Raw genomic sequence first — 13,130 nt, forward strand, 5'->3', positions numbered from 1 at the left:
GTAGCGGAGGATTGACGGTGATGGTGAGAATGCCGTGCTTTTGCGCGTCGGTAAGCATTCGGGAGATGGAAGTGCGCGATACACCGAGCCTACGGGCGATCTCATTCTGATTGAGGTGATCCTCGTAGTACATTTTCGCCACGGAATACAGACGATTCAGTTGTGCGCTCTTCATTCGAGCAAGTATATCAGTGGCGGGTTGTCTGTTTGGTATGAATGCGTTGGTTTTCGCGGGTTTTGGCCGTGCTGTTCGGGGTTTGCCCTCGATGGTGACGGGCATGGTGTCCTCCTTCTCGTCGGGCGGTCAATACTCGCCCCCCCCCCTGATACTTGGATTCCAAGGCGGTGTGATTGCCTTGCGGCGAGTCGGGCGGAATTAGGCGGATTGCCGATTGTCTTGCACATCTGTGCATCAATAAATTGACATATAACCATATCGGCGATACTCTTCTTATAGCACAAATGTGCAGAGTAGAATTCACATATTCACAAAGGAGTAGTACATGGGACGCGTACAAACAGTGCTGGGAAACATTGACGTCAAAGACATGGGGTATACCATGCCGCACGAGCATATCCTTACCTGTCCGCAGGGGCATGGTTCCAAGGTGGAGGAGGATCACCTACTGAATTCCTACTCCAAGGCCGTAGCGATGCTTCGCGAATACAAGGCAGATGGTGGTGGCACTCTGGTCGAGGCCACTCCGAAGACTTGGGGTCGCGATGCGGTCGGCATGAAGTATGCCTCCGAGGCCACCGGCGTAAACGTGGTGGCCTGCACGGGCTATATCTGTCAGGAACATGGCATGCCCGATGATCTTGGCGACTGGGACATCGAGCGTGTGATCGATGAAATGGTGAAGGACATCACCGTCGGAATGGACGGCACCGACATCAAGGCCGGATGGATCAAGGTCGGCACAGCGTATCTGCATATCACACCCGGTGAGGAGAAGGTGATTCGGGCGGCCTGCCGTGCGGCCAAGAAGACCGGTGTTTCGGTTCACGCCCATACCACCATCGGCACGATGGGTCTGGAGATCCTCAAAATTGTGCAGGAGGAGGACTTCGACACCTCCCGATTTGCCGTGGCCCACGTCGATCGCAATCCCGATCTGTGGTACCACCGCAAAATGCTGGAGACCGGCTGCTCGCTGATCTATGACGGCCCCGGCAAGGCCAAATACTATCCGGACTCGATGCGAGTCGATCTGCTGAAGCACCTTGTCGATGAGGGTTATGCCTCCAAACTGATGATGTGCAACGACATGGGGCGCCGCTCCCACCACAAGGTGTACGGCTTCGGTCCCGGTTTCAACTACATCAAGGATGTTTTCCTGCCGCGTCTGATCGACGAAGGTCTTGACGAGCAGGTGGTGCATGACTTCATGTATGCCAATCCGCAGAAGTTCTACGAGATGCGAGACCCGGAATGAGCGGGAAGCTACTGCAGCTGGCACTTGACATTGACGATACCGCTGTCGCCCTGAAGGCGGCGGCAGCGGCTGCCGATGTGGTGGATATCATCGAAGACGGCACGGTGCTGTGCCTGGCGAAAGGTCTGGAATCGGCACGCGAGTTGCGAGCCGTTTTCCCGGACAAGGATCTACTGACCGATATCCGCATCGCGCGAGCCGGTGGCAAATTCGCCCGGATGTGCTTCGAAGCCGGTGCTGATAGGGTGTCGGTGGTCGGTGAAAGCGGTCTTGGCGTGGTCCTATCCGCATGCAATGTGGCCGATGAGTTCGGTGGCGGCGTGGAAGTGGAACTCTACGAGGGTTGGGCCGACGAAGACATTCGTGAATTCGTCAACGCTGGAGTGCAGGTGCTCATCGTTCATCGCAATCGTTGCGATGAAGCGGAGAACAAGGCCGTGCGGGAACAGCTGCAGCGTCTGCATTCGCTGGTTGACGGAACGTCGGTCAAAGTAACCCTCGCCGGAGGATTGAACCGTGAGACCCTGCGACTGTTCGACGGATGCCCGTTCGACGTCGCCGTAGTCGGCAGCGCGATCACCAAGGCTGCTGATCCCCTCGCCGTTGCCAGGGAGATCCGTGACGTGCTGGATTCCATGTCATAAAAGCAACAACGAGTAGTAAGGAAAAAGACAATGGTGTCATACGATGTAACGTCCATCGGAGAGGGAGGTATCAGGCTCTCCTCGCCGTTGGGGCACAGGATTCAGCGGGCTAGGACCTTCGGCATTCAGATCGCCGGTACCGAAGCGAACGTGCTGTGCGCGCTCGGAAGCCTGAACTGGAACACCTCATGGTTCTCCGCTCTTCCCGACTCAGCGTTGGGCCGCCGAGTCGAGTTCCAATACAAGGGATTTGGTGTTGACCTGAGCCATGTCAAGCGTGTTCCTGGTGCGCGAATCGGCACCTATTATGTGGAGTATTCCAAGCCGCCGCTGCCCACCAAGGTGATGTTTGACCGCGCCAATACCGCGTTCTGCAACATGACGGTAGATGATGTCGACTGGGATGCGCTTCTCGATACCCGGCTGCTGTTGCTTTCCGGACTGACGCTGCCGCTGTCGCCTACCGTGCGGAGAGTTCTGGAGGTGGCCAACGAGAAGGCCCATGATGCTGGCGTGCCAGTGGCGTTCGACGTGAACTACCGGCATAACCTGTGGGAGGTTGAGGAAGCCGCCAAGGTGGTACGGCCGTTTATCGAACAGGCAGACATCCTGTTTTGCAAGCGCGACGATGTGAATCTGCTGGTTAAGTCCGTTGCCGATGAGGACGAGGGATTGGAGGCTCTTCGGGAGATCTCGCAGGCCTCGTGGATCGTAATGTCCAACGGTGCCAAGGGTGCTGAAGGCCTTATTGACGGCAAGCGCATGCACGAGGATGCCGCGCCGGTGGAGATCCTCGACCGCTTGGGCGCCGGCGATGGACTGGCTGCGGGCGTGCTGCATTCCTGGTTGAACGGCAATGCTGAGGCATGCCTGAAATACGGCGTCAACGTCGCTGGTCTGGCATTGAGCCATTACGGCGAGCAGGTGACCATTACCGTCGATGAACTGGATTCGCTGGTGAAGAACCCGCATTCCTCGCTGGAGAGGTGATGCCGTGAGACTCCTGTGATCCTCTGATTGTTTTGTGATTGGTTATCGAGGTCGGGTGCTTCTTTTCGATGCCCGACCTCATTTGGTCTTTGCCGTTCTTCTCGTCGCGGAGGAGAAGACGATGATGGTGATTAAGGAGATGGATATGCGTTCGATATCGTTGGGAATCTATGAAAAGGCTCTGACGCCTACACAAGATTGGGGCGAACGATTCGCTCAGGTGAATAGGTTGGGATTTGATTTCATGGACATCTCCATCGACGAAAGAGATGAGCGACTGTCCCGATTGTTCATGGAGCCAGATGATGTACGCGCTATCGGCAGTGAGGCGGTGCGTAACGGTGTGATGATCGGTGGAGTCTGTCTTTCGGCGCACCGTCGGTATGCGCTTGGCTCTCCGGACCCGGTCAAGGCGGCGAAAGGTCGGGAGATCCTCTTTCGATCTATCGATTTTGCCAAGGCCGTCGGTTCATCTCTGGTGCAGCTGGCCGGTTACTATACGTTTTACGAACCTCACGATCATGGATGTAGAGAACGGTTTCTCGACAACTTGCGCGACGGAGTGCGATACGCGGCACGGCAAGGGGTGATGCTGGGCATTGAGAACGTGGATGGGGAGGATGTCACCGATCTGCGGGAACTGCGAAGGATTCTGGATGAGATTCATTCCCCTTGGTTGCAGGCGTATCCGGATGTGGGAAATTCCGCGTTCAATCTTCGTGATGTGCGTGACGATCTGCGTGCCGTTGAGGGGCATATCGCCGCGATTCACGTCAAGGATGTGCTTCCGGGGAGGCCAAGGAAGGTTCCGTTTGGGCAAGGGATTGCGGATTTCGGCGCTGCGTTTATGGAGCTAAAGACTCAGCGATGGTCAGGTCGCATGATGATCGAGATGTGGAACGAGGACGTCGACGCCGAGCATGAATGCCGTGTGGCGAAGGAGTTCATCGAAACCAAGTTGAAGACTTATGGGTTGTGGGATTGAACTGTTTCGCTATCTCCGGGTTTTGCGAAACGGATCGGCTGTGAGTCAGGAGCACGTAGGCTCCGTGTGCACGACCGATCCGTTGATCGCTATCCGTTGTCTGTCATCGCTCTCCGGCTTCGACGGTACGGGCAATGATACCGGCGAACTCGTCCCACAGGGGTTCGGGCACTTCGTGCGCCATGCCGGGGTAGAGATGCAGCTCGCCGTTGAGCAGGTCGGCGATATACTCGCCCGCCTTGGAACTGAAGAACGGATCTCGGCGGCCGTGAATCACTGCCGTCGGTTTGCCGAATGACGCCAGTTTGTTCGGATCGATGCGGAAATCCGCAATGGCGGAGTTCTGCCGACGCCATCCGTCCGGACGGTAGCAGCGATCATAGGTGATGCCGCCCAATTCTCTCGCCCAATCCTCGTTGAACACATAATTCGATCCGATATGGCAGGCACGCTCGCGGGAGACGAAGATCTCAATGGCCTCATCGCGGGTTTCGGCATAGTCAAGGCCTTCGGAGGATCCCGAATTCGCGGATTCCGGCGTGGCCATCCACTGTGCCTCATAACCCGGGACCGTGAACATGATGACGGCGGACTTCACTCGGTCTGCGTGATCGGTAAGCACCTGCTGAGTGATCATACCTCCCATCGATTCGCCCATGATGTGGAAGCGTTCGGCTCCGGCTGCCGTGGCCACTGCAGCGACATCTGAGGCCATGTCTGCTAGCGAATACATTTTGCCGGTCTGTTCGGGTGTGCCAAGCTGGCTGGAAAGACCGACGTCGCGGTTGTCCATGAGAATCGTGCGGATGCCTTTTTCGTTGAGCTTGCGGACGAATCCCATCTCCCAACCGACGAGTTGGGCGGTATATCCTTCGATCATGAGCAGGGCGGGGCCGTCGGTAGGACCGTATTCTTCGTAGTAGAGAGAGACCTCGCCGTTGTGTGCGTATGGCATAATGTTACCTTTCTTTCTTTTTGTGTTTTGGTTTTGGGGCTGTTGCGTGGAATGCGGGAATGGTTATTTGATGGCCTTGATGAGGAAGGCGAACACTCCGCCGAGCAGGGCCGTGACGATACCGAAGATGAAGACCGAGGCATACGTGCCAGTGGCGTTGATCAGCGTGGATGCGAACAGAGGCGCGACTGCGGCCGGAACCGACGTAGCGATGGCGAGGATGCCGAGATCACGGCCTTCATCTTGCTTGCTTGGCAGAACCAGCGACATCACGGCGATGTCGACGGCGAAGTAAACGCCGGAGGCTGCGCCGCTGACGCCGGCGAACACGAGAATGGCGGGCCAGCTGGGCGACACCAACGGAATGATGAAGGCGATCATGTAGACGATGGACGACAGCGCCACCACTAGTTTGCGGCGGTTGAGCATATCGGCCACCTTGCCGAAGATGATGATCGCGGCGATCTGCGACACCGTGGAGATGGTCGACATCGTGGCCACGCCGGCCGCGACGTTTCCGCCAGGTACATTCTGGGTGCCGACGAAGTCGCTGAGAATGAAGTACGTGAAGTTCGAGATGCCGAAGAATGCAAAGAAGAAGGAGAACCGGGAAAGGAACGCCATCGTGAAGTCGTGATGCAGGAAGGCGGAGAAGAACCGTCCGATGCCGTCGATGGAGAGATCTCGACGCTTCGACGTTTGCGGTCGGGGCATATCGAGCGACGGGGCGTCCGGCGCAAGAATGCAGAACAGCAGTGTGATGATGACGATGAATGCGCCGATGATGGCATATCCGCCGAGTTGGCTGGTGCGCGAGGCGATGTTGACGAAGATCAGGATGCCGAATGGCAGGCCCAGACCAGTGACCGACGAGGCCACGCCGCGATGCTCCTCGGGGATGCGGTCGGGAATGACGGCGTAGATCACTCCCTGATACCAATTGGCGAAGAACCATACGACACCCGCCATGAGAATAACCAGAGGGATGGTGTTGACGAGTCCCATCACCACGCATGCGATGGCAGTACCGATGGCGGAGAACAGCAGCCATGGTGCGCGTCGGCCGATGCGAGTGCGTGTGCGGTCGGAGATCGCTGCGCCGATGGGTAGGATGATCGTGCCGATCACCGATTCGACCAGTGAGGCCATGGCGGTGTCGTGCACCTTGTTGGTCGGGTCAATGGCCGTGATTTGTGCGGGTAGTAGCACTTGGTTGATGGCCTGATATACGCCGTACAGAGCGATGATCGAGGGGAGCAGCAGTGTCAGGATGCGAATGACACTTGGCTGGCGTTGGTTGACGCCCTTTGCTGATGTGGTTTCGGTCATGATGATCTCCTTTGGTCAGTGAAACCGAATGCGCGCACGATTGATTAAGTCGTGGTTCTTCGCTCCGTTTTGGGTTGAGCTACTGAATCGAGTTAGTAAATCGTGTTAGTCAGTAATTCTATACTGGTTTGAGATTTTGTCAATGAAGGCGAATCTTCTGACGGAAAGGGATGCATGGCGAACGGTAAGAAGATCAAAAGCCAAGATGTGGCCGATCTGGCCGGAGTCTCCCGTACCACCGTCAGTTTGGTGATGAACGGACGGGATAACTCCATCCCTGAAAAAACGAGGCGCAGAGTGCTAGATGCCGCCGATGAATTGGGATTCGTGCCCTCCGCTGTGGCTCGGCAGCTTAGGCGTGGTCAAAGCCGTATCGTATTGTGCCTGACTCCGGGTTGGATGCCTTCCGGACGCGCGGACGAACTCTGGGGTGGGCTGAGCCGGATGCTGGATGAAAAGGGCTTCGCCTGTGTGTTCTCGCGATCCGCTGGATCGACCACGCCTTTGCGTCAATTACTCTCCGAATTGAACCCGGGTGTGGTGGTGCCGTTCTTCGATTTATCTCCAAGTGATCTGCGGCTGCTTGACCGGTTGAACATCCCGGTGGCCGAAGTGTACATGTCCCGTTCGGGCAACGACTCCGTCACTCCATGGGGGCGATTCCAGCGTAGTGTGGGGGCGACGCAGGCGAAATACCTGCTGGAAAACGGGGTGACGCGCATCGCCTATCTGGGCACATCGGATCGTCTCGGTTCCGACATTTCAGCCGATCGGCTGAGTGGCGTTCGGGAAATGGTCGAAAGGGCTGGATTGAGACTGGCTGCTTATGACTCAGTAGACCTGAGCGACACCGCAATGCAGACATTTGTGAAACGCATTCGTGATCTGAATGTGGAGGCGGTATGCACATTCAATGATGATTACGCGGCCGCCCTACTTGATGCAGCGAAATCGGTCGGCGTCGGCGTCCCGGATCGGTTGCGCGTGATCGGTGTCGACGATCTATACCTTGGGCAGTACCTCACTCCGGCATTGACCAGTGTAAACTACGAAAACAATTTCGCCGACGTGTACACGCCTCAGATCATCGCCGCCTATGAAGGTCGGACCGCGGACGTCAATCCGGAGCTCGGAATCAGACTCTGGGTCGTCCGGCGTGAATCCGCTTAGTCGGATTCGAACAGCAATTCGGGAGACAGCGCCCGCTGGGTTCCGAGCACGATACCTCCGGCGACTCCCGCCATTGACCGCAGGGTGCCGCGTTTGACCGAAAGATTGCGAGTGGAAAGCGGACGAGCCAGTTTGTAGACGCTGGTGCGGATCTCGGTAAGCATCTCGTCGCTCTCCTCCACGATCAATCCGGTAACGATGACTCGTCTCGGGTTGAGTACGTTGCATAGGAATGCGATCGCCTGCCCTATCCGCTCTCCGGCTTCGGAAACCACTTGTTGTGCTGTCTCATCGCCTGCCCGCAGGAGATCAATAAGGTCTTCCACTGACTGCGGAGCTGTATCGCCGGAATGCTGACGATAGGTCTCCAACATTGCCGGTACGCTCACCGAGGCTTCCAGACATCCGGACTTGCCGCAGGCGCAACGACGGGTGGATGTCGGATCGAAGCAGGTGTGACCGATTTCGCCGGCCGAACCGTCAAAACCATGGAAGACGCGGCCTGATTCATCGATGATGCCGCCGCCTACTCCGGTGGCAATCTTGACTGCGATCAGAGGCAGATGATTCTCCTCAAGTGCGGCGGCCTCTCCCAATGCACGCAGATTCACATCGTTTTCGATGGTGACCGGGCAGCCAAGTTGATCGGTGATGAACTGCGAGACATTGAACATATCCCAGCCGCGCATGATGGGAGGTCGGAACGGTTCGTGAGTACTGCTGTCGATGCGCGCGGGAATGCAGAGCACGCAATGCCTCAGTGGGAGCTCGGGGGCGGATTCTGAAGCCATCTCCCATAGCCGGTCACATACGGTAGTCAGGAATTCCCGCGGTTCGAAGGCGGAAACGTCAAGTGGAAGCCGTTCATGATCCAACAGGTTCATATTGAGATCGGCTATGGCGAGATTCGCATGGCGTGCGCCAAGATCGGCAATCAGCAGAAGCCCAAGCTGTCGATTGATCATCAGCTTTTCCGCCGGTCTGCCCCGGTCTACGGCAATGACACCAGAACTGGCCAGAATCCCCTTGTTCATCAGCATGCTGATGTATGAGGAAATGGTTGTTCGAGGCAGACCGGTTTCACGGCCTAATGCGGCTTTGCTAGGCGCCTTGCCAGAGGCGATGAGCAGACAGAGATCGGACTGAATGGCCGCGCTCCGAGATGCCGACGGGGAGATCCCCATCAGTCGTAGTTTCGGCAGTGCGGACACGCTGTTCATATAAATGAATCCTTCGGGTCAAAAACGGTCACTCTTCACGATAACGCGTTTTATTGGGACAAATTATGACACGTTAATGCTGAAAACAGACATAAATATGACATTGAGCCGTGGTTTTCGGGTTCCTAAAGTGCTAGGCATCAGGGACCTGGGAAAAGTTGCCAACGACGGAAAGGAATGATGATGGGCACCAAATTCGCCGTTTCGTTGATGTGCATGGACTTCGCCAACGCCGCACGGCAGATCACCGTACTGAACCGATATGCGGACTCCTACCACTTCGACGTCATGGACGGGCATTTCGCCCCCAATCTGGCATTGAGTCCGGATTGGATCAAAGCGCTTACTCCCTACAGCACCGTGCGCAACGAAGTGCATCTGATGGCCGAGGATCCCGGACGATGGCTGGAACCACTGGCCGAAGCCGGTGCGGACGTCATCTCTCCGCACATCGAAACATTGCACGCCAATGCCTTCCGCACGATGAACCGGATTCGTGAACTCGGTTGTGGTACCGGTCTGGTGGTGAATCCCATGACGCCCTTCGAAGACGTGAAGATGGTGTTGCCACGAGTTGATCTGCTCACGTTCATGACCGTGGACGTCGGATTCGCTGGTCAGCCGTTCATCGACGAAGTGCTCGACAAGATCCGAGAGGCGGTGGAATACCGGCAAGAGCATGGTCTCGATTATGAGATTCAGATCGATGGACACTGCTTCGAAGGTACGTTCGCCAAGGCCCACGCTTCCGGTGCAGACACACTGATTCTGGGTAATGCCGGGCTGTTCAGCCTCTCCGACGATCTTGATGTCGCTTGGGGCAAGATGCTCGACAATTACGAACGGGCGGTAGGCGAGCCGGCCGGTGAGAAGGTGTGCCGTGACTGAGCTGCTTGACTTTCAGGAATCCGTGGTAATCGGCATCGACGTCGGCGGCACCAATCTTCGGGTGGGGCTGGTTGATGAACACGGCGATCTTCTGGACTCCTACATCGTTGGGACCCAGCAGACGCTGGGCGGCAGCGACCCGATGCGCAGTCTCGCCGATATGCTGCAGTCGTTTATTTCGCAATCCGTGGTCGGTCGATATCATCTTCGAGCCATCGCGATCGGCTTCCCATCCATGGTCGATGAAACCCGACGAAAGGTGATTCGCACGACCTTTATCGAAGGACTGCAGAACATTGATGTAGTCGCTGGGCTGAATCGGTTCGGCGTGCCAGTATTCATCGACCGAGACGTCAATATGCTGCTGCATTATGATGCGCATCGATTGCATTTGCCTCCGAAAGGCGTGTGGCTTGGTTGCTACGTGGGTACGGGCATGGGATTCTCCCTCGCCTTCGACGGTAGAATCCTAGTCGGCAAACACGGCGTGGCCGGTGAGCTTGGCCATATCCCCGGGCGAACCGGATTGCGTTGCGGCTGCGGAAACGAAGGTTGCATCGAGACCAAGACCGCAGGCAACGCTCTGGTGGCGAGTCTGCGTGAACGATACGGTCCTGATGAGCCGATCGAAGCCGTATTCGTCGATCACACAGACGAGCCATTCATCGATGAATGGCTGGAATATCTGGCGATTGGTTTCTCCACGGCCATCAACATGCTTGATCCCACCGCGATTCTGGTGGGTGGCGGTGTGCCGCAGATGTCCGGATTCCCAAAGCGTCGACTGGAGGAGAAGATCCGTCGGATGGCCCGAAAGCCGGTTCCCGAAGCGGATCTGCATCTCACTTATCTGGAACAGGGGCCCTACGATGGAGTACTCGGATCGGCATTGTGCGCCTTCGAAGCGCTGAACACACAGGATTCGAAGGTGTTGGTCAGTTAGCTGTTTCCTGTGAACGGTTCATAGGAAGTACGCAGAAATCGATTGAAGACGAACTATCACAAACAACTACAGAGAAAAAGAAAAGGAGACAATGATGTCTGCAACGAAAATCATCATCGACACCGATCCCGGTGTCGGTATTCCCGGCACGGATGCCGATGATCCGATCGCCCTACTGTTTGCGCTCGCCGATCCCAGACTGGATCTTTTGGCCGTGACCAGTACTTTCGGCAATTGCCCGCCGTGGATTACGGCACGCGGTGCCCGTAAGGTGCTTGATACCGCGAGTCGCACGGACATTCCGGTGGCGCAGGGACTGCCGCTGCCACTGAGTGGGACTCTCGCCGACGAACTGCAGGAAGCGTATCGGGGTGATCGAGGTCGCTTGGGACGAGTGGATCTTCCGGAGCTTTCCGAACGCGAACTGAGCGTATCGGCTCCGCAGCTCATCATCGATACCGTGAAGGCCAATCCGGGAGAGGTCACCATTGTCGCCATCGGGCCGCAGACTAATGTGGCCGCCGCGTTGTTGATGTGCCCGGAGATCAAAGACGACATAGCCGAAATCGTCTTCATGGGAGGCGGACTTGGCATCAACGCTGAATTCGGTCGTGGCAACGTGACTCCTGTTGCGGAATGCAACATCTACTTCGACCCGATCGCTGCCAATGTGGTGTTTAATTCCGGCATTCCCATGCGAATGGTCAGTCTCGATGTCACTAATCCGGCGACCGGTCAAATCCTTCGGGAAGAGACCATTGAACAAATCGATGCCTCTGCCTCTCCCAGCGCCGAACTGTTCGCGCAGATCTGTGCCACCTACATGGAGAAACCCATGTTCGACTGGGGGCATGGCTGCGTGCTCTACGATCCACTGGCTGTGCTCGCAGTGGCTGATCCGACCGTTGGAACGTGGGAGGACATGGCCGTGCGAGTGGAGACCAAGGGCGAATACACACTCGGTCAGACGGTACCTATTCGGGGCGCCAAGCCGAACATGCGAGTGATGACCGATGTCGATGGCACGTCGTCGGTCGATGAGATTGTGCGCGTCATTGAAACCCTGTAGGTCGTTTTCCATCCATTCGTTCCGAAATCCCTCCAATATCATTTGTCAATTCCTGAAAGGCCATGAATCATGAGTAGGACCAATGTCTCTCCAAGCGGGACGAAGACGGCGAAGACTTCGGGCTCCGCTGCGTTGATCGCATTCATCACATCCATCGGTGGATTCCTGTTCGGCTTCGATAACGGCAGTATTTCCAGTTCCATCGGCTACCTGACGCAGAAGTTCTCGCTAAGTGCCGCCAGTATGGGCTGGGTCACATCTTGCATTACGATCGGCTGCATCATCGGTGTGGTATTTGCCGGCCGCCTCTCCGACCTCTTCGGACGCAAGAAAGTTCTGGTCGTGGTGGCTGCACTGTTCATTATCGGTGCGGCCGGCGAGGCCGTGGCCCCGAACGTGGAGATCCTGATTGCGGCGCGTATGCTTGTCGGCTTCGGTATCGGTCTGGAAACCACCGTAGCTCCGCTGTACATCAGCGAGATAGCTCCGGCCAACATTCGAGGGCGACTGGTGTCGTTCAATCAGTTATTCAACTGCATCGGCAATCTGGTGATCTTCTCCGTAAGCGCACTGGTCATCAGCACCCATGCCGAAGAATGGAATATCCAGTACAGTTGGCGAACCATCTTCATCATCGGAGTGATTCCCGCGGTGATCCTGATCGCATGCTTGAAGTTCATCCCTGAAAGCCCGCGCTGGCTCGTGCAGCAGGGGCGTGTGGACGAGGCCCGCACCTCCATTGGTCGTATGGTTTCCGATCCTGAGGCTATTGAGGCCGAACTCAAGCGTATCAATGTGGTGGCTTCTTCCGAGGAAAAGCCGAAGATCTCCGAAATCTGGGCTCCGAAGATGCGCAAGCGTCTGCTGATTGTGATGGGTGTGAGCTTCTTCATGCAGCTCACCGGCATCACTGCGGTGTTCTATTACGCTCCCGAGATCTTCAAGACCGCCGGATTCGGCGCCAGCGCCGCAGTGCAAAGTACGGTTCTTGTCGGAGGCGCTCTCGTGGTCGGAACGCTACTGTCAGTGTGGATCATCGACAAAGCCGGTCGTCGTACGCTGTTGCTGGTCGGCTCTGTGGCCATGGCCGTGCTTCTGGGTGCCATCGCGTGGCTGTTCACCATGGACCATCCGAACGGGCCCGCGCTGATTGCGCTGTTGCTGGCCTACGTGATCGTCTGGGGCGTGAGCTTCGGCACCGTCTCCTATGTGCTGCCCGGTGAAATGTACCCGACGCGCATTCGTGGCCTCGGTCAGTCGGCGCAGACGCTCTCGCAGTGGGTGTTCACCTTCCTGGTGGCGCAGCTCTTCCCGATCCTTGTGGATCTGTACGGTTCCACTGTCACCTTCGGCGGCCTTGCGGTGTTCTCGGTTCTGGCGTTCTTCTTCAGCTATGCGCTCGTGCCGGAAACCAAGCAGAAGCCGTTGGAACAGTTGGAGCTTGAACTGAACTGACATAAGTCGTTTCGCTTTCTGCAACAAAGTGGCCATGGTCCGCAGA

The 13,130-nt window shown here is 56.7% G+C and carries 13 protein-coding genes; 9 read left to right on the forward strand and 4 right to left on the reverse strand.

Translation table 11 applies throughout. From position 1 onward, the window contains the following. Positions 1-280 (reverse strand): MarR family transcriptional regulator (locus tag Uis1B_RS11785; RefSeq protein WP_133124770.1); only part of this gene is annotated, 280 nt, incomplete at its 3' end. Positions 281-503: 223 nt separating this feature from the next. Here Uis1B_RS11785 and Uis1B_RS00010 point away from each other — a divergent pair. The 4 genes from Uis1B_RS00010 to Uis1B_RS00025 all read left to right on the forward strand — a co-directional run bounded on the left by Uis1B_RS00010 (position 504) and on the right by Uis1B_RS00025 (position 4,055). Next, positions 504-1,436, forward strand: a complete 933-nt coding sequence (locus Uis1B_RS00010; protein WP_101614343.1) for a phosphotriesterase family protein — start codon at positions 504-506, stop codon at positions 1,434-1,436. After that, on the forward strand, positions 1,433-2,080 hold the full coding sequence (locus Uis1B_RS00015; protein WP_101614346.1) for an orotidine 5'-phosphate decarboxylase / HUMPS family protein: 648 nt from the start codon (positions 1,433-1,435) through the stop codon (positions 2,078-2,080). The genes Uis1B_RS00010 and Uis1B_RS00015 overlap by 4 nt, the downstream gene beginning before the upstream one ends. A gap of 30 nt (positions 2,081-2,110) precedes the next feature. Continuing rightward, on the forward strand, positions 2,111-3,070 hold the full coding sequence (locus Uis1B_RS00020; RefSeq protein WP_101614348.1) for a sugar kinase: 960 nt from the start codon (positions 2,111-2,113) through the stop codon (positions 3,068-3,070). Positions 3,071-3,191: 121 nt separating this feature from the next. Then, positions 3,192-4,055 carry an L-ribulose-5-phosphate 3-epimerase gene (locus Uis1B_RS00025; protein ID WP_207763343.1) on the forward strand — a complete coding sequence of 288 codons (864 nt, stop codon included), beginning with the start codon at positions 3,192-3,194 and terminating at the stop codon, positions 4,053-4,055. Between the two features lie 103 nt (positions 4,056-4,158). Here Uis1B_RS00025 and Uis1B_RS00030 read toward each other — a convergent pair whose 3' ends face one another. Together Uis1B_RS00030 and Uis1B_RS00035 are read right to left on the reverse strand one after the other, a co-directional pair. Next, a complete protein-coding gene (locus tag Uis1B_RS00030; RefSeq protein ID WP_101614350.1) occupies positions 4,159-5,010 on the reverse strand; it encodes an alpha/beta fold hydrolase in 852 nt (283 codons plus the stop codon). Positions 5,011-5,073: 63 nt separating this feature from the next. Then, positions 5,074-6,339 carry an MFS transporter gene (locus Uis1B_RS00035; RefSeq protein WP_101614352.1) on the reverse strand — a complete coding sequence of 422 codons (1,266 nt, stop codon included), beginning with the start codon at positions 6,337-6,339 and terminating at the stop codon, positions 5,074-5,076. Between the two features lie 174 nt (positions 6,340-6,513). Here Uis1B_RS00035 and Uis1B_RS00040 point away from each other — a divergent pair, with 174 nt between their 5' ends. Then, positions 6,514-7,509 (forward strand): LacI family DNA-binding transcriptional regulator, encoded by a 996-nt coding sequence (locus tag Uis1B_RS00040; protein WP_101614353.1) that lies wholly within the window; start codon positions 6,514-6,516, stop codon positions 7,507-7,509. On the opposite strand, the gene Uis1B_RS00045 is transcribed toward Uis1B_RS00040, so the two are convergent. Beyond that, a complete protein-coding gene (locus Uis1B_RS00045; protein ID WP_101614355.1) occupies positions 7,506-8,729 on the reverse strand; it encodes an ROK family protein in 1,224 nt (407 codons plus the stop codon). The genes Uis1B_RS00040 and Uis1B_RS00045 overlap by 4 nt on opposite strands. 183 nt (positions 8,730-8,912) lie before the next feature. Here Uis1B_RS00045 and alsE point away from each other — a divergent pair, with 183 nt between their 5' ends. The 4 genes from alsE (at position 8,913) to Uis1B_RS00065 (ending at position 13,084) form a co-directional block, all read left to right on the forward strand. Next, positions 8,913-9,617 carry a D-allulose 6-phosphate 3-epimerase gene (alsE, locus tag Uis1B_RS00050; protein ID WP_165782642.1) on the forward strand — a complete coding sequence of 235 codons (705 nt, stop codon included), beginning with the start codon at positions 8,913-8,915 and terminating at the stop codon, positions 9,615-9,617. After that, entirely contained in the window at positions 9,610-10,560 is a 951-nt protein-coding gene (alsK, locus tag Uis1B_RS00055; protein ID WP_243390177.1) for an allose kinase, read from the forward strand. Before alsE ends, alsK begins: the two co-directional genes overlap by 8 nt. 91 nt (positions 10,561-10,651) lie before the next feature. After that, positions 10,652-11,629, forward strand: coding sequence for a nucleoside hydrolase (locus tag Uis1B_RS00060; RefSeq protein WP_207763344.1), 978 nt, complete (start codon positions 10,652-10,654; stop codon positions 11,627-11,629). A 69-nt stretch (positions 11,630-11,698) separates the two neighbouring features. Then, positions 11,699-13,084, forward strand: coding sequence for a sugar porter family MFS transporter (locus Uis1B_RS00065; protein ID WP_101614361.1), 1,386 nt, complete (start codon positions 11,699-11,701; stop codon positions 13,082-13,084). The last annotated feature ends 46 nt before the right edge of the window (positions 13,085-13,130 follow it).

The sequence above is a fragment of the Bifidobacterium margollesii genome (assembly GCF_002860355.1).
GTDB classification, from domain to species: domain Bacteria; phylum Actinomycetota; class Actinomycetes; order Actinomycetales; family Bifidobacteriaceae; genus Galliscardovia; species Galliscardovia margollesii.